The sequence below is a fragment of the Stenotrophomonas maltophilia group sp. LNF247 genome (genome assembly GCF_054083135.1).
The window spans coordinates 26,552-51,081 of sequence record NZ_JBSRQL010000013.1; the positions used below are offsets into that span (position 1 = coordinate 26,552).

Annotated in this window: 27 protein-coding genes; 15 read left to right on the forward strand and 12 right to left on the reverse strand. The window is 64.1% G+C overall.

The window, feature by feature from the left end:
• The first annotated feature begins 1 nt into the window (after position 1).
• The 8 genes from ACTXG9_RS13520 (at position 2) to ACTXG9_RS13555 (ending at position 5,731) form a co-directional block, all read left to right on the forward strand.
• Positions 2–925, forward strand: a complete 924-nt coding sequence (locus tag ACTXG9_RS13520; RefSeq protein ID WP_100463638.1) for an RHS repeat-associated core domain-containing protein — start codon at positions 2–4, stop codon at positions 923–925.
• Entirely contained in the window at positions 912–1,367 is a 456-nt protein-coding gene (locus tag ACTXG9_RS13525; protein WP_019659411.1) for a hypothetical protein, read from the forward strand. Before ACTXG9_RS13520 ends, ACTXG9_RS13525 begins: the two co-directional genes overlap by 14 nt.
• A 370-nt stretch (positions 1,368–1,737) precedes the next feature.
• Positions 1,738–1,959 carry a hypothetical protein gene (locus tag ACTXG9_RS13530; protein ID WP_019659408.1) on the forward strand — a complete coding sequence of 74 codons (222 nt, stop codon included), beginning with the start codon at positions 1,738–1,740 and terminating at the stop codon, positions 1,957–1,959.
• 538 nt (positions 1,960–2,497) lie between these two features.
• Positions 2,498–3,004, forward strand: a complete 507-nt coding sequence (locus tag ACTXG9_RS13535) for a hypothetical protein (RefSeq protein WP_197574770.1) — start codon at positions 2,498–2,500, stop codon at positions 3,002–3,004.
• 686 nt (positions 3,005–3,690) lie between these two features.
• On the forward strand, positions 3,691–4,173 hold the full coding sequence (locus ACTXG9_RS13540; protein ID WP_206621310.1) for a hypothetical protein: 483 nt from the start codon (positions 3,691–3,693) through the stop codon (positions 4,171–4,173).
• A gap of 31 nt (positions 4,174–4,204) precedes the next feature.
• Positions 4,205–4,666 carry a hypothetical protein gene (locus ACTXG9_RS13545; RefSeq protein ID WP_021203141.1) on the forward strand — a complete coding sequence of 154 codons (462 nt, stop codon included), beginning with the start codon at positions 4,205–4,207 and terminating at the stop codon, positions 4,664–4,666.
• Positions 4,667–4,977: 311 nt separating this feature from the next.
• Positions 4,978–5,370 (forward strand): hypothetical protein, encoded by a 393-nt coding sequence (locus ACTXG9_RS13550; protein WP_197574768.1) that lies wholly within the window; start codon positions 4,978–4,980, stop codon positions 5,368–5,370.
• A gap of 58 nt (positions 5,371–5,428) precedes the next feature.
• Entirely contained in the window at positions 5,429–5,731 is a 303-nt protein-coding gene (locus tag ACTXG9_RS13555) for a hypothetical protein (protein ID WP_021203140.1), read from the forward strand.
• Positions 5,732–5,907: 176 nt separating this feature from the next.
• Here ACTXG9_RS13555 and ACTXG9_RS13560 read toward each other — a convergent pair whose 3' ends face one another.
• The 5 genes from ACTXG9_RS13560 to ACTXG9_RS13580 all read right to left on the reverse strand — a co-directional run bounded on the left by ACTXG9_RS13560 (position 5,908) and on the right by ACTXG9_RS13580 (position 11,211).
• Positions 5,908–7,164 (reverse strand): cysteine desulfurase, encoded by a 1,257-nt coding sequence (locus ACTXG9_RS13560; protein ID WP_010483557.1) that lies wholly within the window; start codon positions 7,162–7,164, stop codon positions 5,908–5,910.
• On the reverse strand, positions 7,161–8,423 hold the full coding sequence (gene sufD, locus ACTXG9_RS13565; RefSeq protein WP_456115814.1) for a Fe-S cluster assembly protein SufD: 1,263 nt from the start codon (positions 8,421–8,423) through the stop codon (positions 7,161–7,163). The genes ACTXG9_RS13560 and sufD overlap by 4 nt, the downstream gene beginning before the upstream one ends.
• Positions 8,423–9,187, reverse strand: coding sequence for a Fe-S cluster assembly ATPase SufC (gene sufC / locus ACTXG9_RS13570; RefSeq protein ID WP_111098228.1), 765 nt, complete (start codon positions 9,185–9,187; stop codon positions 8,423–8,425). Before sufC ends, sufD begins: the two co-directional genes overlap by 1 nt.
• Before the next feature lie 74 nt (positions 9,188–9,261).
• A complete protein-coding gene (sufB, locus tag ACTXG9_RS13575) occupies positions 9,262–10,737 on the reverse strand; it encodes a Fe-S cluster assembly protein SufB (RefSeq protein ID WP_019659402.1) in 1,476 nt (491 codons plus the stop codon).
• An 18-nt stretch (positions 10,738–10,755) separates the two neighbouring features.
• On the reverse strand, positions 10,756–11,211 hold the full coding sequence (locus tag ACTXG9_RS13580) for an SUF system Fe-S cluster assembly regulator (protein ID WP_005408436.1): 456 nt from the start codon (positions 11,209–11,211) through the stop codon (positions 10,756–10,758).
• Between the two features lie 206 nt (positions 11,212–11,417).
• On the opposite strand from ACTXG9_RS13580, the gene ACTXG9_RS13585 reads away from it, so the two are divergent.
• A complete protein-coding gene (locus ACTXG9_RS13585) occupies positions 11,418–11,885 on the forward strand; it encodes an SET domain-containing protein (protein ID WP_026346957.1) in 468 nt (155 codons plus the stop codon).
• Positions 11,886–12,046: 161 nt separating this feature from the next.
• Positions 12,047–12,589: a type 1 glutamine amidotransferase domain-containing protein gene (locus tag ACTXG9_RS13590; RefSeq protein ID WP_019659400.1), complete on the forward strand. Its 543-nt coding sequence runs from the start codon at positions 12,047–12,049 to the stop codon at positions 12,587–12,589.
• A 72-nt stretch (positions 12,590–12,661) separates the two neighbouring features.
• Here ACTXG9_RS13590 and ACTXG9_RS13595 read toward each other — a convergent pair whose 3' ends face one another.
• From ACTXG9_RS13595 to ACTXG9_RS13610, 4 genes are all read right to left on the reverse strand, one after another.
• Positions 12,662–13,258, reverse strand: coding sequence for a DUF1439 domain-containing protein (locus ACTXG9_RS13595; RefSeq protein WP_019659399.1), 597 nt, complete (start codon positions 13,256–13,258; stop codon positions 12,662–12,664).
• A gap of 82 nt (positions 13,259–13,340) precedes the next feature.
• Complete coding sequence (locus ACTXG9_RS13600; RefSeq protein ID WP_019659398.1) at positions 13,341–13,889, reverse strand: hypothetical protein; 549 nt, start codon at positions 13,887–13,889, stop codon at positions 13,341–13,343.
• A gap of 55 nt (positions 13,890–13,944) precedes the next feature.
• Entirely contained in the window at positions 13,945–14,253 is a 309-nt protein-coding gene (locus tag ACTXG9_RS13605) for a DUF3861 family protein (protein WP_019659397.1), read from the reverse strand.
• Between the two features lie 282 nt (positions 14,254–14,535).
• Entirely contained in the window at positions 14,536–14,934 is a 399-nt protein-coding gene (locus ACTXG9_RS13610; protein WP_005408442.1) for an HU family DNA-binding protein, read from the reverse strand.
• 372 nt (positions 14,935–15,306) lie between these two features.
• On the opposite strand from ACTXG9_RS13610, the gene ACTXG9_RS13615 reads away from it, so the two are divergent.
• Positions 15,307–15,738 (forward strand): OsmC family protein, encoded by a 432-nt coding sequence (locus ACTXG9_RS13615; protein WP_111098229.1) that lies wholly within the window; start codon positions 15,307–15,309, stop codon positions 15,736–15,738.
• Between the two features lie 99 nt (positions 15,739–15,837).
• Here ACTXG9_RS13615 and ACTXG9_RS13620 read toward each other — a convergent pair whose 3' ends face one another.
• Both ACTXG9_RS13620 and ACTXG9_RS13625 read right to left on the reverse strand, forming a co-directional pair.
• The gene (locus ACTXG9_RS13620) at positions 15,838–16,716 is read right to left on the reverse strand and encodes a PhzF family phenazine biosynthesis protein (RefSeq protein ID WP_019659395.1); all 879 of its coding nucleotides are present in this window, start codon (positions 16,714–16,716) and stop codon (positions 15,838–15,840) included.
• A gap of 113 nt (positions 16,717–16,829) precedes the next feature.
• Entirely contained in the window at positions 16,830–17,705 is an 876-nt protein-coding gene (locus tag ACTXG9_RS13625; protein WP_134730457.1) for a PhzF family phenazine biosynthesis isomerase, read from the reverse strand.
• A 75-nt stretch (positions 17,706–17,780) separates the two neighbouring features.
• Here ACTXG9_RS13625 and ACTXG9_RS13630 point away from each other — a divergent pair, with 75 nt between their 5' ends.
• The 4 genes from ACTXG9_RS13630 (at position 17,781) to ACTXG9_RS13645 (ending at position 23,823) form a co-directional block, all read left to right on the forward strand.
• On the forward strand, positions 17,781–20,375 hold the full coding sequence (locus ACTXG9_RS13630) for a bifunctional aspartate kinase/diaminopimelate decarboxylase (protein WP_329859524.1): 2,595 nt from the start codon (positions 17,781–17,783) through the stop codon (positions 20,373–20,375).
• A 76-nt stretch (positions 20,376–20,451) separates the two neighbouring features.
• Positions 20,452–21,804: a UDP-N-acetyl-alpha-D-muramoyl-L-alanyl-L-glutamate epimerase gene (murL, locus tag ACTXG9_RS13635; RefSeq protein ID WP_197576104.1), complete on the forward strand. Its 1,353-nt coding sequence runs from the start codon at positions 20,452–20,454 to the stop codon at positions 21,802–21,804.
• Positions 21,785–23,194: a UDP-N-acetylmuramoyl-L-alanine--D-glutamate ligase gene (gene murD / locus ACTXG9_RS13640; protein ID WP_197576105.1), complete on the forward strand. Its 1,410-nt coding sequence runs from the start codon at positions 21,785–21,787 to the stop codon at positions 23,192–23,194. The genes murL and murD overlap by 20 nt, the downstream gene beginning before the upstream one ends.
• Before the next feature lie 95 nt (positions 23,195–23,289).
• Positions 23,290–23,823, forward strand: a complete 534-nt coding sequence (locus ACTXG9_RS13645) for a hypothetical protein (protein ID WP_111101861.1) — start codon at positions 23,290–23,292, stop codon at positions 23,821–23,823.
• 60 nt (positions 23,824–23,883) lie between these two features.
• Here ACTXG9_RS13645 and ACTXG9_RS13650 read toward each other — a convergent pair whose 3' ends face one another.
• Entirely contained in the window at positions 23,884–24,477 is a 594-nt protein-coding gene (locus ACTXG9_RS13650) for an SMI1/KNR4 family protein (RefSeq protein WP_329859523.1), read from the reverse strand.
• Between the last annotated feature and the right edge of the window lie 53 nt (positions 24,478–24,530).

Sequence of the window (24,530 nt, forward strand, 5' to 3'; positions counted from 1 at the left end):
CATGAATGGACTCTCTTTGCTGTTGATTCGGGCGGTACTCGCGGTGGTGGTGCTGGCGGCCTGTATGGCTCCGGCAGTCGCACAGGAAGTGGTCGAGTACATCCACACTGATGCACTGGGTTCACCGGTGGCGATCACCGATGCCAGCGGAAATGTCATCGAGCGTACGGTGTATGAGCCGTATGGGGCGGTGGTCAACCGGCCGTTGAAGGATGGGCCGGGATATACGGGGCATGTGACGGACTCCGGGACCGGGCTGAGTTACATGCAGCAGCGGTATTATGATCCGGCTATTGGATCTTTCATAAGTGCGGATCCGGTTGAGGCCAATGGGCATACGTCATCCAACTTCAATCGCTATAAATATGCCCTTGGAAATCCCTACGGTCATGTAGACCCTGACGGCCGTTGTGAGAGCGTATCCACATGCCAGATGATGAGAGATGATCTGGCTGTCATAAACGGCGAGATGGGGTTGGATGAGCGCCGGTCTCGCCAGGAGGCAAGAGCGGCCGGAGCCGTTGCGGGTGTTTCAGTTCTAGCTGCCAGTCGTATTCCGGCAGCGACTGCAGCTGTCATCGGTGGTGCGAAGAATGCATTTATCAATATTGCCAGTCGCGTTGCGTCGCTCACTCGATCTCAGCAGCAGGCAATTAAGAAAATAAATAACATTGTTGACAATAATGCAAAGCCTCACGACTTTGACGGAGTTGCTAAAGAGCTTCGCGGAATTGAGACCGGCTTTGATCATGTGACAGAGATGCAAAATTCACTGAAGGGGCTGAGCTCTGCCGCAAAAAGTTTGAGGGGGAGCTTGAATAATCCGAGTCTTTCTAGAGGGCAGCGTGTTAGGATCCAGCGAACGCTTGACAAGGCGGATGAAAACATAGCGAAGATGAAGGAGACGCTTGGTGGTGGAAGATAGCTTGCTGCTTGATAGGCTTTACAAGATCTCGGGTATTCTCACAGATGACCCCGATTCCTCAAGCTACATGTTGGTGTCGAGGTCGTTGTTTCATCGTGATCCGGAGATCCGAGAGAGGGCTATTTTCATCGGCGGGTTGCGTTGGGCAGATCCGTTGATTCTTGGTTGTTTTATTGGAATTGTTACGGTGGGGCAGGAACCTGTTGATGATAATCGTAGGCTTATGATTGAATCGCTTGTTTCTGCAGTGCTTCGGGGGAAGCTTGAAGCAGCTTCAATCGAGGAGTGGCTCAGGGCGGTGCTCCTTTCTAATGATTATGAGTCACTCCTGGCTAAGTCAGCCTACATTGGCTTGCTGCGCATTCAAGGGAAGATGTCGGTTTCTGATTTTGCATCTCTCGATTACGATGATGTATCTGTTGATTCATCATTCGTTTCTTGACGCCCGCATGTCGTTTTTCGCATTGAGAAGGCAGTGTCTCATGATGGTGGTTGAGGCTCGTTCGTCGATCAACTGTTAGGGACGGTTATGGCACTCCCTTCCTACTGGAGAACGGTGCCGATGGCGGGGGGGCATTCCGGTTCAGGCCTATGTCGGCTCCAGCTGCGATGTCTGCCGCGCTGGTGATTTTGCAGGCCTTCAATCGTAGCGTGCTGAGCTGGAACCACGGCGGACACCTGTGGGCTTCCTATGAATGAGTGCGTGACGATTGTTGCCGAGAGGTCGAGGGCGGGCTGTCGGCTGGAAAAAGGGCTGGCTCTCCACTGATTCGGGCGGTACTCGCGGTGCTGGTGCGCGTGGCCTGAATATAGTGCTGGCCGCTGCCCAGGAAGTGGTCGAGTACAGTTACACCGATGCGTTGGTTTCAACGGTGGCGATCACCGCTGTCAATGGAAATGTCATCGAGCGTACGGTGTATGAGCCTTCTGGTGAGCTGGTTCAGATGGCCATGGCTGAAGGGGCGAGGGGCGAAAGGCTATCCCAAGTAGAATGGGAGCACGTTGTCGTCAAACAGTCGCTGACGCGCTATTGATAGAATCATTACTGCAAACGCGGGGGGGGGCAGGCGGCCCACGGTGTTCCTTCCTGGGTTTCTCGACAAGTGGCGGGAGTGCTGTGAAATCCACAAGTTCATCTCGATGCCGACGACGAGCGATGGTTCTTCAAGGGCTTGCGCTAACTTCAGCGCTATGTCTCGTATCTGTCGCTGGTTGTTCGCTACATGAAATAGGAAGCGGTCGACTGGATGACGACTGTCTTTTGGTGGTGGCTGACTATGTAAAGTCGTCGCGGGGGTGGGGTGGGGATATCTACAACATTGCTCCTGAGGGGACGGTGGCAGGGTTGCGCGGATATGCAGTAATGCATCGCTCGGACGACGGGAAACTACCGTCCGAGGAGTTGAAATCATTTCATGTCGATTTGGATTCCAAGTGCAAGGCTGTTGTTGATGAACTTGGCTATCAATGATTCTGCGAATTTTTCGGCTGGCAGAGGAGGGGCGGTTTGCGGGAGTGCAGCGAAAGTGAGCGGTATCCCATGGCGCTGGATGGCGACGCGGGGGTGTGGGCGTGAATGTTTATTTCCGGTTTTTCGTGGTTATTGTTTTTATTTTTTATGGGGCTGGTTGCAGGTATCAAGAAGGTGTGGGCGTACCGTTTGGAACGACCTGTGGCGTCGAGGGCAGCTCCGCCTGCCGGGTCAGCTTCCGGGAACTGGCTGCTACGCCCCGGCTATTCGATGGAAAGTTGGTGCGGATGGAGGGCTATCTCGGGGTGAGCCGGGAGCTCTTTGTACTGAATTCAAGCAAAGAGTTGTTTGAGGCCGGAGTGACTGAGGAGACCCAAGTTCGAATTAGAGGGCCAATAGATCTGCAGCAAAGCGTATTTGATGAATACGCGTATTCATGGGTCTCGATAATCGGGGTGTTCAGGACAAGGGAGAGTGACAATTCGACAGGTGATCTGCTGCTTGGCGAAATTCACGCCCCCCTTGAAGTTCGCTCCCTACGAATCCCTGGTCCCCTTCCACGTGCGAAATTTGGGGATGTGCTCGTCAATCTTGAAGATCTGAAGTGAGTGATAGGTTGTGGAAATGACGTCATGTGCTTTCATTTCTGCCTTCTATGGCAGGAAAGCGGGATGATTCAAAGGCGCGCCTAACATGTGATCACATGTTCCCCGTGTTAGGGGTGAAACTTGCCAGGAAGGGGCCTCGGAACGTTCTCGATCGCTGGTAGAGTCGCAGATGTCACAGTACGCCATGGCACTCCTGGGCAGCTCAGTTCTCCACGTTGCGCGATTGCGTCTGTGTCATTGCGAGCTGATCGATCACGCCGATAGGCTTTGGGGGAATTTCCCCTTGGTTGAATAATATGAGGTTTCGCATTGAGCGCTATCGATGAAAAGAATATCGTTCTAGCCTGTCTGCGGAGGCTGTTGGAATCCGAGCCTGCTTCCGAGGAACAGGTGTCTGGCTGGTACCAGAGGGCGGAATTTATCAAGAACGTGATTCGGTCAAGTTCGTATGAAATAGGGGTTCCTCACGTGATATGGCACTATCTTGATGATGCCGATATCCGTATTCGCGATCCCCGCTATGCCGAAGCACAGGTGTTGGCCGTTAGGCGGAGTATTGATGAGTGGGCTTGAGTGCAGTCAGAAAAGCCATGAGCAATAAATGTTGCTTGCCAGACTGCATTGCGGCATCCCTCTCGGATGCTAACCCTCCGGATCTCCCTCTCCTCCGGGAGGACTGGGCAGGGATGGCGTTTGATCGCAACCTGTATGAGGACTTTGCTCCGAACGATGTTTGGGCGGCGTGGCTGAGCGCACTTTCGGAGCACTTTGCAGATATCGCAATGTGCGCGGTTCGATGTTCAGAGTGCTCCGACAGGGGAAGCCCCGTGGAAATTGAGCGAGGTCTGGATGGCCTGCGCTCCTACTGGCTGGAAGATGGGAACTTCATGCGTGATCATTTCTTGTTTTCGCGTGATGGTCGCTGGGTTGTAAAGCTGGATCAGGACGTGACGTTATTTGCGGGAGATGTCACTTTCCTTGCGGATGTTGTCGCGCGACTTGGTGGTGTAGAGCATGTCGAGAAGATGATGCGACGGGACCTGATTGGTACAGCTGAGGACGTAGTTGGCCTCGGTGGGTACGTCAAGGGTCTTCTTGCGCCCTTGAACGCATCGACTCCTCAGCCCGGCTCAGCGCTGAACGAACCGGAACCAAGATTAAAGAGGTGATTAAGGTTGGACTTAAGGAGGAGTAGGTTGCATGTTTGGTGATGATTCCCTGCTTTTTATGAAATATGTGAAAGGGCGGAGCAACGCTGTATACCCGTGGTCGTTGTCAATTGTGGATTGCTATTTTATATGGCTCGCATTTTGCAAGGTCTCTGGCAGTGACCGGCCGCTGCTGTCGAGGATATCTGCGGACGGCGAGCAGATTGAGGATGTTCTCATTGCTGATGCCTACGATATTTACGAGATTGATAGTCGCGCTGAAGGTTTCGAAGTTGTGCTGCGCCACCATTCGTCCGGCTCACTGTGCTATTGGGATATTCATGAGCGTTTTGTTGTAGCTGTTGGTGGTCGTGATTTTCTTGAGGTGGCAAGCCCCTATCCTGGGGACATAGAAAAACATCGCTATATTGAGGAGATGATGCATAGAGAGGCGCTCGGAATTGATGAGCCGCCTGAAGTGATTTATGCGGCCATCTCCAATCCGTTCTCTTGAAGGAGTGGCTAGCGTCGTTGTTCAACACTTCAGTTGATCAACTCGCTGTGATAGTTGGGCTCGCCGGGTGAGAGACTAAACACCCGTGGGAGGGTGAACCCTGTCGGGCATCGTGAGAATCTCTGTCGCGCTTCCCGAGCTGATCAGTGCTCGCGAACGGTGCCAGCTTCTCGCTTCAGCTGAGCAGGGTGTAAATGTGGCGGCTGAGTCATCGAGCGCCGTCGCGTTGTTGATGGCTTTGGAACACTGGCCGGGGCGGTACATCAGTTCGGGAGGTGCAGATTCTTCTCCATGTTCGGAGGCTGCAAGAAATGGCGAAATGCAAGCTGGGTGCTGAGCACTCAACCGCGTGGAGTGGTCGAATCCAATCATGCCTGGCTGCTGTGGTTCTTTCGCTGGGGTTGCAGGGTTGTGATTGGTTGTCGGATCCGGTGATTGTTGTAAAGAATGTTGGAAGGGGCGTGATTTATGGCGTCAGCTTGGAGGTTGGCGGTGGTGTGGTAGGCGTAGGATCAATTCCTGTCGGTGAAAGCAGGGTTGTGAAGCCTGAGGTCGCTACTGATTCCTCACTTCTTGTAACTTACTACGAGAGCAGTGTCCGCGTGGTTTGCCATGGGGATGTGTATTTTACGAATAATCTCTACGTCAGAGTTGAGGCGGATGTGGGTGGAGGGGTTTGCCGTATTGCAGAAATTGCGGATTGATTTGATCTTCGGCGCCTGTTTGACGAGTTTTTATAGCGCGGTGCCAGGGTGAAGAACGATGAAAAGCCTTGTTGAGAGCTTCCCCATTTGGGCTTCCATCATTCTAGGTGCCATGTGGATAAACGCATTTGCGGCTCACAGGATGTTGCTTAAAATCGAGCGTGAACGGCCGGAAGTACTCGCTGCAGTTGGAATCATCAAGGTTGATTGGTGGCTTAGGTGCTTGCGCGGTATTGCAGTGCTTGCCCTTACTTCCAAAGGGCAGACGCTCCATCAGGGGGAACGGTGGGTGCTGAGGGGCGTCGTGATGATGTACGTCTTCTTGATTGCATCCGGGGTATCCATGCTTGTTGGCATGTAGGAGACGGTGCCTCAAGGCCGTTGATGGTGGATGGATCGGCATTAGGGTGAGATTGCCCGTTCCTGGCATCACTCGGTGCTTCCCGGTCACGCCTCTGCTTGGTTGCGTTCAGTGCGCAATAAAAAACGCCGCAGTTTCCTGCGACGTTCTCATACTTCCTCGATTCTGGCGAATCTTCAGCCCAGCAGCTTTCGCACCTTCGTCAACGCCGTCATGAACCGCTCGATCTCGGCATGCGTGTTGTAGAACGCGAGCGAGGCGCGGCAGGTAGCCGCGACGCCGAAGTACTGCAGCAGCGGGTGTGCGCAGTGCTGACCCGAGCGCACGGCCACGCCTTCCAGATCCAGAAGGGTGGCCAGATCGTGCGCATGCGCGCCATCGATCAGGAACGAGACCACCGCAGCCTTCTCCGGCGCTTCGCCGATGATGCGCAGGCCGTCGACGCGGCGCAGTTCTTCGGTGAAGTGCGCCAGCAGTTCGGCTTCGCGTGCTTCCACGTTCTCCTGGCCAAGCTGCTGCAGGTAGTCGGCAGCCACACCCAGGCCGATGAAACCGGCGATGTTCGGGGTGCCGGCTTCGAATTTGTGCGGGGCATCGTTGAACACGGTGCCGTCGAAGCTGACTTCCTTGATCATCTCGCCGCCACCGAGGAACGGCGGCATCGCGTCCAGGTGCTCGCGGCGCGCCCACAGCGCACCGGTGCCGGTCGGGCCGCACATCTTGTGGCCGGTGATGGCGTAGAAGTCGCAGCCGATCGCGGCCACGTCGACCTTGCGGTGCGGCACGGCCTGCGAGCCATCGACCACGGTGATGATGCCGCGCTTGCGCGCTTCGCGGCAGATCTCGCGCACCGGGTTGACCGTGCCCAGCACGTTGGAGACGTGGGTGACGGCCAGCAGCTTGACCTCCGGGGTCATCGCCGCGCGCAGCGCATCCAGGTCCAGCGCGCCATCGGGGGTGATCTCGGCCACGCGGATGGTGGCACCGGTACGCTGCGCGACCAGCTGCCACGGCACGATGTTGGCGTGGTGCTCCATGCGCGTGATCAGGATCACGTCACCGGCCTTCAGCCGCGGCAGCGCCCACGAGTAGGCCACCAGGTTGATGGCGAAGGTGGTGCCGCTGCACAGCACCAGGTCGCTGGGGCGCACGTTGAGGAAGCGTGCCAGCGTGTTGCGTGCGCCTTCGTAGGCGTCGGTGGCTTCGCTGCCCAGTGCATGCACCGCGCGGCTGACGTTGGCGTTGTAGCGGCGGTAGAACTCGTCCACCGCGCCGATCACCTGCACCGGCTTCTGGCCGGTGTTGGCATTGTCGAAATAGACCAGCGGCTTGCCATGCACTTCACGCATCAGCAGCGGGAAGTCGAGGCGGACGCGGTCCCAGTCGGGGGCGCCGGTGCGTTCTTCGATCGGTCGCGGCGTGGACAGGTTCATGCCACACCCGCCTCGGCGAGGGCCTTGTCCAGGCGGCGTGCCAGCTGCGCACGCAGTGCGTCCGGCAGAATCTTCAACGGCTCGTGGCAGAACGCGGCGCTCAGCAGTGCCTGCGCCTGTGCCTGCGGCAGGCCGCGCGAGCGCAGGTAGAACAGCGCATTGGCGTCGAGCTGGCCGACGGTCGCGCCATGCGCGGCCTTCACTTCATCGGCGTCGATCACCAGCGTCGGCTGGGTGTCGATCTCGGCATCGGCCGACAGCAGCAGGTTCTTGTTGGACAGGTTCGCGTCGGTGCCATCGGCGCCTTCGCGGATCTGGATGCCACCATGGAACACCACGCGGCTGCGGTTGGCGGCGACGCCGCGCCACAGCAGTTCGCAGGCGGTATCGCGTGCGATGTGGTCGATACCCAGGCGGGTTTCGACGTGGCGGCGGCCATTGCCAAGCAGCACGCCGTTGGCGGTCAGCTGGGCATTGTCGCCTTCCAGGCGCACGTTCAGTTCATGGCGGCTGAGCGCGGCGCCCAGTTCCAGGTCCACGCGGTGGTACTGCGCGTCGCGGGCCAGCACCGCGTCGGTGCGCAGGAAGCTGGTCTGGCGCGCGCTGCCGGCCTGCACGCGGGCGTGCTTGAGCACGGCATCGCGGGCGACATGGGCATGCAGCACGGTATTGTCCAGGTGGGCGGAGTCGCCCACGCTGAAGCGATGCTCGACTACGCCCAAGCTGGCGCCGGCACGCAGTTCGATCAGGTGGCGGTGATGCCAGGCCAGGTCGGTGTCACCGGCGACGCTGGCGAACACCAGCTGCAGCGGCACGTCGACCTGCACGCCTTCATCCACGCGCAGCACCACGCCTTCATCGGCCAGGGCAGCATTCAGGCGGGCGAAGATCTCCTCGCTGCGCTCGTAGCGGCGGCCAAGGAAACGCACGGCGTCTTCGCCAGCGGCCAGTGCGGCCGACAGCGGCTGCAGCTGCACGCCGGCCGGCAGGGCCTGCACGTTGCTCAGTGCGGCATCCAGGCGGCCATTGACGAACACCAGGCGCGGTGCCGGAATGTCCTCCAGCAGGGCGGCGTCCAGCGCCGGGCCCTGCAGCGGTGCCGCAGCGAACGCACGGCGTTCCAGCTGCCGCAGCGAGGTGTACTTCCAGGCTTCGTTGCGGGCGGCCGGCAGGCCATCGCGCAGGGCCGCATCCAGCACTTCGCGGCGCGCATCGCTGCCGCAGAAGGCCTGGGCCATCGAATCAAGCAGGGCGCTCATCAGACCGCCGCCTCGGGCACGACCCGGTCCTTCAGGAAATCATAGCCGTGCGCTTCCAGTTCCAGGGCCAGTTCCGGGCCACCGGTCTTGACGATGCGGCCATCGGCCAGCACGTGCACCACGTCCGGCTTGATGTAGTCCAGCAGGCGCTGGTAGTGGGTGATGACCAGGAACGAGCGATCAGCAGCGCGCAGTGCGTTGACACCATCGGCCACGCTCTTCAGTGCATCGATGTCCAGGCCCGAGTCGGTTTCGTCCAGGATCGCCAGCTTCGGTTCCAGCACGGCCAGCTGGAAGATCTCGTTGCGCTTCTTCTCGCCACCGGAGAAGCCTTCGTTGACGCCACGGTGCAGCAGTTCGTCCTTCAGGTGCAGCACGGCCAGCTTCTGGCGCACCAGCTTGAGGAACTGCATGGAATCGAGTTCTTCCTCGCCGCGTGCCTTGCGCTGGGCGTTCAGTGCCGCGCGCAGGAAGTAGGTGTTGTTCACGCCCGGGATCTCCACCGGGTACTGGAACGCCAGGAACAGGCCGGCGGCGGCGCGCGCTTCCGGGTCCTGGTCGAGCAGGTCGACGCCGTCGAACTGCACGCTGCCTTCGGTCACTTCGTAGCCGTCGCGGCCGGCCAGGACATTGCCCAGGGTGGACTTGCCGGCGCCGTTCGGGCCCATGATGGCGTGCACCTGGCCCGGCTGGACGTCCAGCGACAGGCCCTTGAGGATTTCCTTGTCGCCGATGCGGGCGTGGAGGTTTTCGATCTTCAGCATGGTGGGGATTTCCGTGGGGCGGGCCGCGGCCCGCCGGTAAAGAGAATGCGTTTGCGAGGGGCAGGGGCGGGCGGTCAGCCCACCGAACCTTCCAGCGAGACTTCCAGCAGCTTCTTGGCTTCCACCGCGAACTCCATCGGCAGTTCGCGGAACACCTGCTTGCAGAAGCCGTCGACGATCATCGACACCGCGTCTTCCTGGCTGATGCCACGGGCGCGGCAGTAGAACAGCTGGTCGTCGGAGATCTTGGAGGTGGTGGCCTCGTGCTCGACGGTGGCGCCCGGGTTCTTCACCTCGATGTAGGGGAAGGTGTGCGCGCCGCACTGCTTGCCGATCAGCAGCGAATCGCACTGGGTGTAGTTACGCGCGCCATCGGCGTTGCGGTCCACCCGCACCAGGCCGCGGTAGGTGTTCTGGCCGCGGCCGGCGCTGATGCCCTTGCTGACGATCTTGCTCTTGGTGCGCTTGCCGACGTGGATCATCTTGGTGCCGGTGTCGGCCTGCTGGCGGTGGTGGGTCAGCGCCACGGAGTGGAACTCACCGACCGAGTCGTCGCCCAGCAGCACGCAGGACGGGTACTTCCAGGTGATCGCCGAGCCGGTCTCGACCTGGGTCCAGGTGACCTTGCTGCGCGCGCCGCGGCACTCGGCACGCTTGGTGACGAAGTTGTAGATGCCGCCGACGCCGTTCTCGTCGCCCGGGTACCAGTTCTGCACGGTGGAGTATTTGATCTCCGCGTCTTCCAGCGCGACCAGCTCGACCACGGCGGCGTGCAGCTGGTTCTCGTCGCGCATCGGCGCGGTGCAGCCTTCCAGGTAGGACACGTAGGCCTTGTCCTCACACACGATCAGGGTGCGCTCGAACTGGCCGGTGTGGCCGGCGTTGATGCGGAAGTAGGTGCTCAGCTCCATCGGGCAGCGCACGCCCTTGGGAATGAACACGAAGCTGCCATCGGAAAACACCGCCGAATTGAGCGCGGCGAAGTAGTTGTCGCCCACCGGCACCACGGTGCCCAGGTACTGGCGGACCAGTTCCGGATGTTCCTTGATGGCCTCGGACATCGAGCAGAAGATGATGCCCTTCTCGGCCAGTTCCTTGCGGAAGGTGGTACCGACCGACACCGAGTCGAACACCGCGTCCACCGCCACGCCTGCCAGCTTGGCACGCTCGTGCAGCGGCACGCCCAGCTTGTCGTAGGTGTCGAGCAGTTCCTTCGGCACGTCGTCCAGCGAGGCGTACTTCGGGCCCTTGGGCGCGGAGTAGTAGCTGAGCGCCTGCAAGTCGATCGGGGCGATCTCCAGCTTGGCCCAGTCCGGCATCGGCAGGGTCAGGAAGTGGCGGTAGGCGTCCAGGCGCCACTGCGTCATCCACTCCGGCTCGTCCTTCTTGGCCGACAGGGCACGGATGGTGTCCTCGTCCAGGCCCGGCGGCAGGGAGTCCGACTCGATCTCGGTGATGAAGCCGGCCGAATACTTGCGGCCGAGCTGCTCGTGGATCTCGCGGTTGGGGGTGTCGTCGTGGGCGACGTTTTCGATGGTTTCGGTGGCCATGGGGGGGCTGCCTGTGGATCAGGAGACGACGTCGACAGCGATGGTGCGGCGCTGTTCGTCATCGGCAAGGGGAAGAGGGGGCAGGATCTGGGCGAGGGTGACATCGCGCAGGGCCTCGGAGACCACGTCGTTGATCAGCCGCCAGCTGCTGCGCGCGCCGCACTTGGGCGCCATGCCGCACTGGTGGTGGTCGTGGCTGCATTCGGTCAGGGCCAGCGGCCCTTCCATCGCTTCGACCACTTCGAACAGCGAGATCTCGATGGCCGGGCGGGTCAGGCGGTAGCCGCCACGGACACCGCGCAGGCCTTCGACCAGGCCGGCCTGGGCCAGTGGCTTGAGCACCTTGCTGACGGTGGGCGGCTCCAGGCCGGTGAATTCGGCCAGCTCGGTGGCACTGAGCACCTCGCCCGGACGGGCGGCAAGCACGGTCAGTACCACGGTGGCGTAATCTGTGAGCTTGGTGACACGCAACATGGGGATGCGAGTGGTTCTTAAAGCGGACTGAAATTGTACGCTTTTATTCGCCGCCATCCAACCCGGGCATTCAGCCGGCGCTGGGCCGGGCGGGAGGACGCGCCGGGCCGTTGCCGGGGCGCCATGCTGCGCTACCGGGGTGATTTTCGCAATCACCCGGAATGGGCGAGAATCCAGGTTCCATCCGCTGCAAACAGCCCGTGCCGATGCCGAAGAAGATCCAAGCCCGCAAGTCCGCCATCCATGGCAACGGCGTGTTCGCCGTGGCCCCGATCAAGCAGGGCGAGCGCGTGATCCAGTACAAGGGCCTGCTGCGCAGCCACGGCGATGTTGATGCCGATGACAGCGGCGACGTCGAAAGCGGCCACACCTTCCTGTTCACCCTCAACGACGACTGGGTGATCGATGCCAACTACAAAGGCAATGACGCGCGCTGGATCAACCACAGCTGCGAGCCGAACTGCGAGGCCGTGATCGAGGAAGACGAGGACGGCGACAGCCGCGGTGACAAGGTGTTCATCGAGGCGCTGCGTGACATCACGCCCGGCGAGGAACTGACCTACAACTACGGCATCACTCTGGCCGAGCGTCACACTGCCAAGCTGAAGAAGATCTGGGAGTGCCGCTGCGGCTCGCCCAAGTGCACCGGCACCATGCTGCAGCCCAAGCGCTGACCGGTACCGGGTAGGGCCGGCCGCTGGCCGGCATGGCGCGATGCAGGTGCCGGCCAGCGGCCGGCACCACCTGGAGCTCTCCACCTGCCGTGCACGGCAGGGTCACTGCCCTGCAAGGGCCGTTCTTCCATTCTGTCGGCTCCCCAAACCGGAGTGCACCCATGGCAGAACGATTGAAGGGCAAGCAGATTGCCATCCTGGCCACCCACGGCTTTGAACAGTCCGAACTGACCGAACCCAAGCGGCTGCTGGAAGCCGAAGGCGCGCGCGTCAGCGTCGTGTCGCCTGCAAAGGAGGCGACGATCAAGGGCTGGAAAGAGAAGAACTGGGGCGACGCCGTTGCAGTGGATATTCCGCTGGATGAGGCCGATCCGGCCAGCTTCGATGCCCTGGTGCTGCCGGGAGGGGTCATCAATCCGGACACGCTGCGTACCGACGAGGCTGTACTCGGCTTTGTCCGCGCAGTAGACGAAGCAGGCAAGCCTGTGGCGGCGATCTGCCATGGCCCGTGGCTGCTGATCAACAGTGGCCTCGCCGATGGCCGCGCGCTGACGTCCTGGCCGTCCCTTCAGCAGGATCTGACCAATGCGGGGGCGAACTGGCGCGATGCCGAGGTGGTGGTCGACGGTAACGTGATCACCAGCCGCAAGCCGGATGACATTCCGGCCTTCAGCGAGGCGGTGGTAAAAGCACTTGCCGCGTGATGCCTTGCCGGTAGTGCCGGCCCCTGGCCGGCACGCAAGTGAGACGCGTGCCGGCCAGCGGCCGGCACTACCTTATTTGCCCAGCAGGCCCGCTGGCACCAGGTTGCCCAGGTTCTGGTTGAAGGTGACCACCAGCTTGCCGTTCTTCACCTGTGCCGACTGCACCTGCAGGGCGCCGAGCATGCCGGCCACGGCCGGGTCCAGCTTGTAGATCGGCTCCCGCTGGGCGTAGTCGCTCAGCCAGGCGTTGAGCAGGCCGCGGGTACGGGAGTCGAGACGACCGCCCTGGTTGGCCGGGGTGAAGTCATCCACGCTCGGCTGCTGCAGGTGGAACCCCTGGGTCTGCGCGTCGTAGCGCAGGCCGCTGCTCAGCTTCACCGTACCAAGTTTGGCCGGGCTACCACCGGCGGTGGCCAGCGCCACATCCATGCCCAGGTTCAAGCGCTCGCCGGCCGGAAGGCTCAGCTGCGGGTGGCTCATCGTCAGGGCGATCAGGCCGCCGAGCGCGTCCTGCGTGCGCGGGAAGCTGCCATCAAGGTACTGCTGTACGTCGCTGGCACCGACCGACAGTTCCCGGCCGGAAATGGAAGGCGCAGCCTGGGCGCCGATTGCAGCGGCGATCAGCACGGTGGAGGCCGCGAGGCGGGTCATCAGGGAACGCAGGCGCATGGCAGAGACCGATGGATGCGGAATGGATGGTTCAAAGAGTAGCCTTGCCGGCTGAATCGCGCGTGCATGCCGCCGCAACGGTTCAGTCCAGCGATGGCCGCAGTTGTGCCGACTGGATCTGCCAGGCGCTGCCGTCGGCGCTGGGTTGCACCCGGTACCAGCCGCCGAAGCGGAAGGTGCCTTCAGGAGTCACCGCGCGGATCCGCACCGGAACCTCCAGCAGCTGAGGCGGCTGGTGGCCGTCGCGCGCGATCGGCAGCTCGCTGGTCAGGCGCAGGCTGCGTACGTCCGTCAGCTGGCGCAATGCGGCATCGTCAGCGCGCCGGGCATCGCTGGGCGGGAAAGTCCACGCGGCGTCGGCGGCCTTGCGATCGCGATTGAGCAGGGCCATGACATACGCGTTGAGCATGGCCGCGGGCAGCTCGGCGTCGGCCGCGACGGCGGCAAACAGGGGATCGACATCGATGGCCCGCGCAGCCGCTGCATCGCTTGCTGCGGCGGTCTGTGGCTTCGTGCTGGCAGTCGTCCTGGCCGCTACCGGCGGTGCGGCATCCGCTGCGTCGGATTGCGATGGCGGCCTGGAGCAGGCCAGCAGCACCAGTGGTGCGATCAGTATCAGGAACCTGCGCATGCCAGCCTCCTCCCCGAGGCGAACGGAAGGAGGCAGTGTATCGGCTGTGCGGCGATCAGCGGGAGGAGGGCAGCTGTTCCAGTGCATCCAGCGCCGGCAGCACCTGCGCGGCGATGGCGGCCAGGGCATGGCCTTCTGTTTCGGCGTGGCGCTGCACGATGTCGCGCAGCAGCTGGGTGGCGATCACCAGGGTCGCGCGCTCGTCGCCGCTGACGCCAGCGGTGCGCGGCGCCGCTTCCAGCAGGCGCATGAGGTCTCGGCTGGCGCGATGTTCCAGTTCGATGGTGCAGCGCCCGGTGCACTGCAACCCGTCCTTTTCGATGGGGGTCACCGAGATCCGGTAGCGGGTGGAGGGGCTGGCCATGGGGGTGCTCGCCGTAGCTGTGGAGGATGTGCTCACCATAGGCAAGGCCACGGCCGGCTGCGACGGCTGGCGCCGCACGCAGTGTTCCACCCGGTACGTTCCGGGGCCTGCACAGGGCGCGCCCTGCCAGTGACGGCGGGCCTGAGCGGTCGTTTCCCGATATGCGGCAACGCTGTGTTGCGGATGGCCCCGGGGCGGCGCATCCACGCATGGCGCGGGAAGCGCGCAAAAAAAACGGGACGGCCAGAGCCGTCCCGTTGCAATCCGCGTTGGGGCGCGCGCTTACAGCGCGGCGTCCTTCAGCTTCTTCAGCGGACGCACCTTCAGCTTGGTGGTGGCCGGCTTGGCAGCGAACCACTGCTCTTCCTTGGTGAACGGGTTGATGCCCTTGCGCTTCGGCTTGGCCGGCACATTGACGGTGGTGATCTTCAGCAGGCCCGGCAGGGTGAACGAGCCAGCGCCCTTCTTGTGCACCGAGGAGGCGACGGCGCTTTCCAGCGAGGCCAGCACAGCGCGGACGTCCTTGGCGACGACGCCGGAGGCTTCAGCGATGTGTGCAACCAGGCCGGACTTGGTCAGCACTTCCTTGATCGGCTTCGGAGCGGCCGGCTTGGCGGCTGCCTTCGTCGCGACTTTCTTCACTGCCTTCTTCGGGGCAGCCTTCTTAGCGGTCTTTGCCATGGTTTCCTGTTCCGTGAACGGTTGGTTGTTTGGTCGGCGCCGAACCCCGTCGGCAAGCGCAATGTAGGGCAACTCTTGGGCGCCGCCAATAGCCCGAAGCGCGGAAAGTGCATGTTTTTTCATATCCAGGCCGATTCAGTACATGGCCGGCGGTGGGGGCTGGGGGCGTGTCAGCGTGCTCGAAGCCCGCCGCCTGCCCATTGGTGCACTGCGCGAAACCACTGAAAACAAGAGGAAAATGCGTTGCGCGCTGGCGAGGAAGTGTCCATCTTCCGGGGGCGGGGGCGACGTGGGGCGTGCGGCGGAGCGACGCAGGGCTAACGCGTGGCATGCGAGGGTGGCCGTTCATCACCGCCACGCAGGAGCAGCACAATGGGAATCTCGCGACACGCCACCGCGCACTGGGAAGGCGATCTGAAGTCGGGCAAGGGGCAGCTGAGCACGCCGCAGAGTGGACTGCTGGACAGGACCCGCTACGGCTTCAACAGCCGCTTCGGCGACGAAAAGGGCACCAATCCGGAAGAGCTGATTGCCGCCGCACATGCCGGCTGTTTCACCATGGCGCTGTCGGCCAAGCTCGGCGAGGCTGGCTTTACCCCGACCTCGCTGGACACCGAAGCCAAGGTCGACCTGTCGATGGAAGGCGGCCCGCAGCTGTCGCAGATCCGGCTGAAGGTAAAGGCGGTGGTGCCTGGCATCGACGCGACGCAGTTCCGCGCCATTGCCGATGACGCCAAGCAGAACTGCCCGGTGTCCAAGGCGCTCAGTGCGGTGCCGATCAGCCTGGAAGCCGAACTGGGCTGAGCCGACGCATCTGTAGAGCCGAGCCCATGCTCGGCTTCTGCAGCTCCCGTGATCTGGCCGGAGAGCAGCCGAGCGCGGGCTCGGCTCTACAGTGTCCCTTTACCAATCGATGGTGCCGGTGATGACGGTCTGCACCTGGCCGCCTGACCATACCTCGCCATCCTCATCGACCAGCAGGGTCAGGCGCGCGTCATGGCCGACTTCGCGGCCTTGGCTGACTTCGAACGGCGTCCGCCCACGCGGCAGCGCGTCGCGCAGGTCCAGCCATGCGGCAAGCACCGCATTGGCCGCACCCGAGGCGGCGTCCTCGAAGCGGCGACCGTTGCCGACGAAGGCACGCACGGCCAGATCGAATCCCTCACCGCCATCGCTGAAGGCATAGGCGAACACGCCCATGCTGTCGGTGGACTCGGCCAGTGCGGCCACCGCATCCCAGTCGGGTTGCAGGGCGCGCAACGCGGCTTCATCGGCCACCTGCACCACCCACCAGCTACGCCCGCCCTGCATGCGCGCCGGCGGCAACGAACCCAGCGGCCAGCCCCTCAGTGCAGCCTGCAGGCGTGGATCGCAGGCCTCGGCAGTTTCGGCCAGCTGCGCGCGCGGGGTGCGGATGGCGATGCGCTGTTGCGTACCCTCACCGCTGACGCGCAGCGGCAGCGCGCCGGCAATGCCGTCCTGCACCAGCACACCGTCAACCGCTCCGGCCAGGCCCACCTGCAGCACCGCATGCGCGGTGCCGACGCTGGGGTGGCCGGCGAACGGCACTTCCTTCTGCGGGCTGAACATGCGCAGCCGGTAGCTGGCACCGGCTGCCTGGGGCGGGAACACGAAGGTGGTCTCGGGCAGACGCGTCCAGCGCGCGATCGCCTGCATGCTGGCGTCGTCCAGGCCCTCGGCATCGAGTACCACGGCCAGCGGGTTGCCAGCGCCGGCGCGCGGTGAGAACACATCCAGCTGCAGGAAACGGCGGGTGGTCATCGGGGCGAAACTCCAGGATCGGTTGGCGCGCAGCTTAACGCGCGGTTGTAGAGCCGAGCCCATGCTCGGCTGTGTCGGGGTGTGAGAAGAAGCAGCCGAGCGTGGGCTCGGCTCTACAGCCAACGGATCTGGCCGTCGATGACCGGCTGCACCTGGCCGCCGATCCACACCGTGCCCTGCGCGTCGACCTGCACCTGCACGCGGCCATCGCGGCCCACTTCGCGGCCCTGGCTGGCCACGTAGCGGCCCTCGCGGCCGGGCAGAGCATTCCGCTGCCGCAGCCAGGCGCCTATCAGCGCATTGGCACTGCCGGTCACTGGATCCTCGGGCACGGCGGGCGCATCAGCGGGGCAGAAGGCACGCACCACGCGGGTGTGGTCGGAGCTGGCCTCGTCGGCGAAGACGGCCAGGCCTGTAGCGTCGGTGGCGAGACTCCAGGCGGCCAGCGCGGCCATGTCCGGTGCCAGCCCGCGTACGGCGGCGGCGTCGCGTAGCGGCAACAGCCACCAGCGCGCGCCGTTGTCCCAGAGTTCGGGCACGTGCCCGTTGGCGGCGAGGGCCAGCAGTGTTTCGGGTGCTCCGTCCGCGGCCGTGTCCAGTTGCCGTGCCGGCGGGCTGGCCAGCTGGATCTCCAGTGCCTCGGCCGGGCCGCTCACCCGTACTGGCAGCAACCCTGCCACGCACTGCTGCAGCAGGGCGCCGTCGCGAGGCTGGGCCAGGCCGCAGGTCACCGCCGCCCAGGCGGCGCCGACGCTGGGGTGGCCGGCAAACGCCAGCTCGCGGGTCGGGGTGAAGATGCGGATGTGGTAATCGGCGCCGGGCGCGGTGGGGCGCAGGAAGAACACCGTCTCGGAGAGGTTCAGCCAGGTAGCCAGGGCCTGCATCTGGCGGCTGGAGAGCCCGTCGGTGTCCAGGATGGCGCCCAGCGGGTTGCCGGTGCCGGGGCGGGCGGCGAAGACATCGAGCTGCAGGTAACGGAGGACGGCCATCTACGGGGATAATGCGCTTAGAATCAAAGGTTCCGCCCCCGAGGGCGGCTTCCCCACATTCTACATAGCCAATCCATGTCAGCTTCCCCCCTTGTCGATCGTTGGATCGTACTGAAGTTCGGCGGCACTTCGGTGTCGCGTCGTCACCGCTGGGACACGATCGGGAAGCTGGCGAAAAAACGCGCGGAAGAGACCGGCTCGCGCGTGCTGGTGGTGGTATCGGCGCTGTCCGGGGTCACCAACGAACTGACCGCGATTGCCGACGGCGCGCCCGATAGCCGGGACCGCGTGGCAGCGCTGGTCGAACGCCATGAAGGCTTCCTGGCCGAACTCGGCCTGGGTCGCGAGGTGCTGGCCGAACGGCTGGCCGCGCTGCAGGGCCTGCTCGACGATGCGCGTGCAGCCACCCGTCCGCTCGACTGGCAGGCCGAAGTGCTGGGCCAGGGCGAGCTGCTGTCCTCCACCCTGGGCGCGGCCTACCTGCGCGCCTCGGGCCTGGACATGGGCTGGATGGATGCCCGCCAGTGGCTGGACGCGATGCCGCCGCAGCCGAACCAGAGCGACTGGTCGCAGCGCCTGTCGGTGAACTGCCAGTGGCGCGCAGACGCGGAGTGGGTGCAGCGCTTCCGCGCGCAGCCGACCCGCCTGCTGATCACCCAGGGCTTCATTTCGCGGCATGCCGATGGCGGTACCGCCATCCTCGGCCGTGGTGGCTCGGATACCTCGGCGGCGTACTTCGGTGCGCTGCTCGGCGCCAGCCGGGTGGAGATCTGGACCGATGTGCCGGGCATGTTCAGCGCCAATCCCAAGGACGTGCCGGACGCGCGCCTGCTGACCCGCCTGGACTATTACGAAGCGCAGGAAATCGCCACCACCGGCGCCAAGGTGCTTCACCCGCGCTCGATCAAGCCGTGCCGCGATGCCGGCGTGCCGATGGCCATCCTCGATACCGAGCGCCCGGAACTGCCGGGCACCAGCATCGATGGCAGCGCCGCACCGGTGCCGGGGGTGAAGGCGATCAGCCGCCGCAATGGCATCGTGCTGGTGTCGATGGAAGGCATCGGCATGTGGCAGCAGGTCGGCTTCCTGGCCGATGTGTTCAACCTGTTCAAGAAGCACGGCCTGTCGGTGGACCTGATCGGTTCGGCCGAGACCAACGTCACCGTGTCGCTGGACCCGTCCGAGAACCTGGTCAACACCGATGTGCTGGCCGCGCTGTCGGCCGACCTGTCGCAGATCTGCAAGGTGAAGGTGATCGTGCCGTGCGCGGCGATCACCCTGGTGGGCCGCGGCATGCGCTCGCTGCTGCACAAGCTGTCGGACGTGTGGGCCACCTTCGGCCGCGAGCGCGTGCACATGATCTCGCAGTCGTCCAACGACCTGAACCTGACCTTCGTCATCGACGAGGCCGATGCCGATGGCCTGCTGCCGATCCTGCACGCCGAGCTGATCGACAGCGGCGCGATGCCGGTGGAGGAGACCGAAGTGTTCGGCCCGCGCTGGCGCGAGATTGCCGGCACCGTGCGCCCGCGCGGCACGCCGTGGTGGCGCGGCCAGCGTGCGCACCTGCTGCAGCTGGCCGATGCCGGTACGCCGCGCTACGTCTATCACCTGCCGACGGTGCGCGCCCGCGCCCGTGCACTGGCCGCAATCAAGCCGATCGACCAGCGCTACTACGCGATCAAGGCCAACAGCCACCCGGCCATCCTGCAGCTGCTGGAAGCCGAAGGCTTCGGCCTGGAGTGCGTGTCGCACGGCGAGCTGAAGCATGTGTTCCAGCACCTGCCGGAACTGTCGCCCAGGCGCGTGCTGTTCACCCCCAGCTTCTGCCCGCGCAGCGAGTACGAGGCGGCGTTCGCGCTGGGCGTGACCGTGACCGTCGACAACGTGGAAGCGCTGCAGCGCTGGCCGGACCTGTTCCGCAACCGCGAGCTGTGGCTGCGCGTCGATCTGGGCCGGGGCGAGGGCCACCACGCCAAGGTCCGTACCGGTGGCAAGGAGTCCAAGTTCGGCCTGCCGATCGCCCGCGTCGACGAGTTCGTGCGCGCGGCCACCGAACTGGGCAGCCGCGTGGTGGGCCTGCATGCGCACCTGGGCAGCGGCGTGGAAACCGCGCAGCACTGGCGCCTGATGTGCGATGAGCTGGCCGGTTTCGCCCGCCGCATCGGCAGCGTGCAGACCATCGATATCGGTGGCGGCCTGCCAATTCCGTACAGCGACGAAGACGAACCCTTCGACCTGGACGCCTGGGCCGAGGGCCTGACCGAGGTAAAGGCGCTGCACCCGGCATTCCGCCTGGCGATCGAGCCGGGCCGCTACCTGGTGGCCGAATCGGGCGTGCTGCTGACCCATGCCACCCAGGTGGTGGAAAAGGACGGCGTGCGCCGTGTCGGCCTGGACGCCGGCATGAACGCACTGATGCGCCCGGCGCTGTACGACGCTTGGCATGACATCGAGAACCTCAGCCGCCAGGGCGGTTATGCCGAAGCGGCGTTCGATGTGGTCGGCCCGATCTGCGAATCCAGCGATGTGTTCGGCAAGCGCCGCAAGCTGCCGGTGTCCACCGCGCCGGACGACGTGATGCTGATCGCAGATGCCGGTGCCTACGGCTATGTGATGGCCAACACCTACAACCAGCGGATGTTGCCGCGCGAAGACGTGATCGAATGATCACCATGCTCGCCCTGCACCCGCCCACCGACACGCCCCGCGCCCTCGCGCGGGCCCGTGCCTGACCGGATACACCATGACTGCTTTCGACAAACACCAGGTTTCCCGCTTCCGCTTCGTCCGTTGCGACTTCGCAGCGGATACCGGCGTGGCCCGGCTGGTCTACGCCTTCGACGACGGCCCGGAGATGGTGGAAACCATCACCGTGCCCGGTGCCCCGTTCCCGCTGGACGAGGCGCGCGCCGCCGCCGTGCAGCGTGCGCTGCAGCTGCTGCACCTGATTGCCGGCGTCAGCTACTACAAGGCCGGCGTACCGGATACGGTCAGCATCGACAGTTACAGCATCGATGCCGATACCGCCGCACTGGTGGAGACCATTTACCTCAATGGCCTGGGCGAATTCGCCTATCGCAACGGCCTGAACCTGCGCGGCCGCTTCCGGTTGCCGGTGCAGGGCGAGGCTGTGCAGGCGCCGGCGCTGGGCCTGCGGCCGCACGCGCTGGTGGCCATCGGCGGCGGCAAGGATTCGCTGGTCAGCATCGAAGCGCTGCGCCGTGCCGGCGTGGACGAGACCGTGACCTGGATCGGTGGCTCGCAGCTGATCCGTGCGTGCGCTGAGCGCACCGGCCTGCCGACATTGAACCTGGGCCGCACGCTGGCGCCGGAACTGTTCGAGTTGAACCGCCAGGGCGCCTGGAACGGCCATATCCCGGTGACGGTGGTGAACTCGGCAATCATGGTGCTGGCCGCGTTGCTGCACGGCGTGGACCAGGTCGTGTTCTCCAACGAGCGTTCGGCCAGCTACGGCAGCCAGATTCCGGGCACCGGCGAAGTGAATCACCAGTGGTCCAAGGGCTGGGCCTGCGAGCAGGCGTTCGGCAGCCATGTGCGCAAGTACGTGGCGGCGGATCTGCAGTACTACTCGCTGCTGCGCCCGATGTCCGAGCTGGCGGTGGCCCGCCAGTTCGCCAAGACCGATTTCTACGACGCGCACTTCTCCAGCTGCAACCGCAATTTCCACATCCTCGGCGAGCGCCCGGTGAACCGCTGGTGCGGTGTCTGCCCGAAGTGCCATTTCGTCTTCCTGGCGCTGGCCCCGTTCATGCCCAAGACGCGCCTGGTGCGCATCTTTGGCCGCAACCTGCTGGACGATGCTGAACAGGCCGGTGGCTTCGACGCGCTGCTGGAATTCCAGGACCACAAGCCGTTCGAGTGCGTGGGCGAAGGCCGCGAATCGCGTGCGGCGATGGCGACCTTGGCGCAGCGCCCGGAATGGAAGGAAGACCTGTTGGTGAAGCGCTTCTGCAATGAGATCCAGCCGCAGCTGGATGCCGCCGAACTGGAACTGGCACCGCTGCTGCAGCTGCAGGGCGAGCACCGCGTTCCGGCTGCGCTGTGGGAACGGGTGCGTGAAGATTTCGAAGCTTGAAGGAAAGCGCGTCGCGCTGTGGGGCTGGGGCCGTGAGGGCCGCGCCGCGTTTGCGGTGCTGCGTGAGCGCCTGCCAACGCTTGGCCTGAGCCTGTTCTGCCCGGCCGCTGAAGCCGAAGCCGCGCGTGCGGAAACGCAGGGCGCGCTGCAGGTACTTGGCGAACCCTCGGCCGAAGCGCTGGCGGCGTTCGATGTGGTGATCAAGTCGCCCGGCATCAGCCCTTACCAGCCGATCGCGCTGGCGGCGGCAGAGCAGGGCACCACCTTCATCGGCGGCACCGCGCTGTGGTTTGCGGAGCACGCGGCTGACGATGGCATCGTGCACGACACCGTGTGCGTGACCGGCACCAAGGGCAAGAGCACCACCACCGCGCTGGTCGCGCACCTGCTGCGGGCCGCCGGGCATCGCACCGGACTGGTCGGCAACATCGGCCTGCCGCTGCTTGAAGTGCTGGATCCCCAGCCCGCGCCCGAGTATTGGGCGGTGGAACTGTCCAGCTACCAGACCGGTGAGGTGGCGCGCAGTGGCGCCCGCCCGCAGGTGGCCGTGGTGCTGAACCTGTTCCCGGAACACCTGGACTGGCACGGCAGCGAACAGCGTTACATCGAGGACAAGCTGCGGCTGGTGACGGAAGCCGCACCGCGCATCGCCGTGCTCAATGCCGCAGATCCGCACTTGGCGGCACTGTCGCTGCCCGAGAGTGAGGTGGTCTGGTTCAACCAGCCGCAGGGCTGGCACATGCGGGGCGACATCGTGCATCGCGGTGAGCAGGCCGTGTTCGATACCCGTAACACGCCGCTGCCGGGCCGTCACAATCGCGGCAACCTGTGCGCGGTGCTGGCCGCGCTGGAGGCACTGGGCCTGGACGCGGTGGCGCTGGCACCGGCGGTGCAGGATTTCCGTCCGCTGCCGAACCGCCTGCAGCGCATCGGCGTGGCCGATGGCCTGACCTACGTCAACGATTCGATCAGCACCACGCCGCACGCCAGCCTGGCCGCGCTGGAGTGCTTCGCCGGGCAGCGCATCGCGCTGCTGGTGGGCGGGCACGACCGTGGCCTGGACTGGACCGATTTCATGCAGCACATGGCCCACGACGTGCCACCGGTGGAGATCGTGACCATGGGCAGCAACGGCCCGCGCATCCATGCCATGCTGCAGCCGCTGGCCGATGCCGGCTGCTTCGGTCTGCACGCGGCGTCGGATCTGCCCGAGGCGATGGCGCTTGCACGCGCGGCGCTGGGTGCGCAGGGCGGGGTGGTGCTGCTGTCGCCGGGCGCGCCCAGTTTTGGTGCCTACCGCGATTACGTGGCGCGTGGTCGCCATTTCGCCGAACTGGCCGGATTCGATCCGGACAGCATCAGCGCGATTCCGGGGTTGGGCATCGCCTGATCCGCCAGAACGGGGTCGGATCCCTTTCCTCAGGAAAGGGCTCTGACCCGGGCGAGTTACCATGGGCGTATCCCCGGACGGACCCGGATAGCCGCATGTGCACCTTCGTCACCCTGTTCCTGCCCACCTCGTGTGCGAACGTGAAAGCCGCCACGATCATGGAGCGGAGCGGCCGGCGCCTGTTCGTACAGGATTCGCCCAGCCTGCAGGCCGCGGTCGGGCCCGGCTGGCAGCCGTGGCTGAGCGCCGCGCACTGCGATTGCGGTACTGCGCTGGCCTCGTCGCGGGCCGAGCGGGAGTGGAAGGGCGATGCCGAGCGCTGGCGGAAGAAGGGCTGGAGCGAAGCCAAGATCGCCCGCGCGCTGGCCGAGCAGCGAGCGCGCCATGAACAGGATCAGCAGGTACGTCGCGATGAAGCTCTGGGGGATGCCGGCCAGTGGTTGCAGCGCATCGATGCCCTGCTGGCCGCAGGCGCGGCACGCGTCGGACTGCTGGTACGCGACTACGACGGTTCGGTCGGTGCCCGGCAGCCGAAGCCGCCGGAACGTCACTGGCCGCGGGGCCAGCTGGCCGCAGCGGATCTGCTGGCGTTCGAGCCGGGCACATTGAATTGGATCGAAGGCGGGTGAGGCCGTTATCCACGCATGGCGTGGATCTACTGTAGAGCCGAGCCCATGCTCGGCTGGATTTCAGTCCTCGTGCCGGATGAACGCGTAATCGCGATCAATCAGCTGCTGCAGGTACGCATCGAAGCTGGGTGCGATGATTATGTAGCTGTCCGGATCGTGCAGATAGCGCACCACCTGGCCGACGGTGCCGCCCGGTGCCGGATCGAAATCCAGATACAGCATCGAGGTGCCACCGTTGTTCATGCAGTGCGAGAAGCACAGGCGCCTGCTCATCGGCAGATCACCGTCGATGCCCTCACCGAGGATCTCCGGCTCCTCATCCAGCCACTCTTCGTAGATGGAACGGATGCTGTCGTCCCACTGCTGCTGGTCCTCGAAGATCTGCGCGACCGAGCGCAGGTAGTACGGGTAGCCACCGTCCTCCACGTCCGAGCCCAGCATCAGTACGCAGACCTTGCCGCCGGGGTACTCCCGGTAGTGGGTGCCATCCACGCGCGATAGGAGTTCCACCAGGCTGCCCGGCACCTGCGGCCACTGCACACGCAGGCGCTGCAGGTCCTCGGCGCTGGCGCCCTGGACATGTGCCCATTGCGGGGCATCCTCGGCAGGCAAACGCGGGATCAGGCCAGACAGAAAGCGATCAACAAGATTCATGCGAAAAAAGGGGACGGAGGGGATTAAGTCGTATCCAACCACACCTGCGTCAC

Bases quoted from the DNA above. Each gene is read 5' to 3' on its own strand.
- ACTXG9_RS13520 (WP_100463638.1), top strand. From the start codon at position 2: ATGAATGGACTCTCTTTGCTGTTGATTCGGGCGGTACTCGCGGTGGTG.
- ACTXG9_RS13540 (WP_206621310.1), top strand. From the start codon at position 3,691: ATGGCGTTTGATCGCAACCTGTATGAGGACTTTGCTCCGAACGATGTT.
- ACTXG9_RS13545 (WP_021203141.1), top strand. From the start codon at position 4,205: ATGTTTGGTGATGATTCCCTGCTTTTTATGAAATATGTGAAAGGGCGG.
- ACTXG9_RS13550 (WP_197574768.1), top strand. From the start codon at position 4,978: ATGGCGAAATGCAAGCTGGGTGCTGAGCACTCAACCGCGTGGAGTGGT.
- ACTXG9_RS13555 (WP_021203140.1), top strand. From the start codon at position 5,429: ATGAAAAGCCTTGTTGAGAGCTTCCCCATTTGGGCTTCCATCATTCTA.
- ACTXG9_RS13560 (WP_010483557.1), bottom strand. From the start codon at position 7,164: ATGAACCTGTCCACGCCGCGACCGATCGAAGAACGCACCGGCGCCCCC.
- sufD (WP_456115814.1), bottom strand. From the start codon at position 8,423: ATGAGCGCCCTGCTTGATTCGATGGCCCAGGCCTTCTGCGGCAGCGAT.
- sufC (WP_111098228.1), bottom strand. From the start codon at position 9,187: ATGCTGAAGATCGAAAACCTCCACGCCCGCATCGGCGACAAGGAAATC.
- sufB (WP_019659402.1), bottom strand. From the start codon at position 10,737: ATGGCCACCGAAACCATCGAAAACGTCGCCCACGACGACACCCCCAAC.
- ACTXG9_RS13580 (WP_005408436.1), bottom strand. From the start codon at position 11,211: ATGTTGCGTGTCACCAAGCTCACAGATTACGCCACCGTGGTACTGACC.
- ACTXG9_RS13585 (WP_026346957.1), top strand. From the start codon at position 11,418: ATGCCGAAGAAGATCCAAGCCCGCAAGTCCGCCATCCATGGCAACGGC.
- ACTXG9_RS13590 (WP_019659400.1), top strand. From the start codon at position 12,047: ATGGCAGAACGATTGAAGGGCAAGCAGATTGCCATCCTGGCCACCCAC.
- ACTXG9_RS13595 (WP_019659399.1), bottom strand. From the start codon at position 13,258: ATGCGCCTGCGTTCCCTGATGACCCGCCTCGCGGCCTCCACCGTGCTG.
- ACTXG9_RS13600 (WP_019659398.1), bottom strand. From the start codon at position 13,889: ATGCGCAGGTTCCTGATACTGATCGCACCACTGGTGCTGCTGGCCTGC.
- ACTXG9_RS13605 (WP_019659397.1), bottom strand. From the start codon at position 14,253: ATGGCCAGCCCCTCCACCCGCTACCGGATCTCGGTGACCCCCATCGAA.
- ACTXG9_RS13610 (WP_005408442.1), bottom strand. From the start codon at position 14,934: ATGGCAAAGACCGCTAAGAAGGCTGCCCCGAAGAAGGCAGTGAAGAAA.
- ACTXG9_RS13615 (WP_111098229.1), top strand. From the start codon at position 15,307: ATGGGAATCTCGCGACACGCCACCGCGCACTGGGAAGGCGATCTGAAG.
- ACTXG9_RS13620 (WP_019659395.1), bottom strand. From the start codon at position 16,716: ATGACCACCCGCCGTTTCCTGCAGCTGGATGTGTTCTCACCGCGCGCC.
- ACTXG9_RS13625 (WP_134730457.1), bottom strand. From the start codon at position 17,705: ATGGCCGTCCTCCGTTACCTGCAGCTCGATGTCTTCGCCGCCCGCCCC.
- ACTXG9_RS13630 (WP_329859524.1), top strand. From the start codon at position 17,781: ATGTCAGCTTCCCCCCTTGTCGATCGTTGGATCGTACTGAAGTTCGGC.
- murL (WP_197576104.1), top strand. From the start codon at position 20,452: ATGACTGCTTTCGACAAACACCAGGTTTCCCGCTTCCGCTTCGTCCGT.
- ACTXG9_RS13645 (WP_111101861.1), top strand. From the start codon at position 23,290: ATGTGCACCTTCGTCACCCTGTTCCTGCCCACCTCGTGTGCGAACGTG.
- ACTXG9_RS13650 (WP_329859523.1), bottom strand. From the start codon at position 24,477: ATGAATCTTGTTGATCGCTTTCTGTCTGGCCTGATCCCGCGTTTGCCT.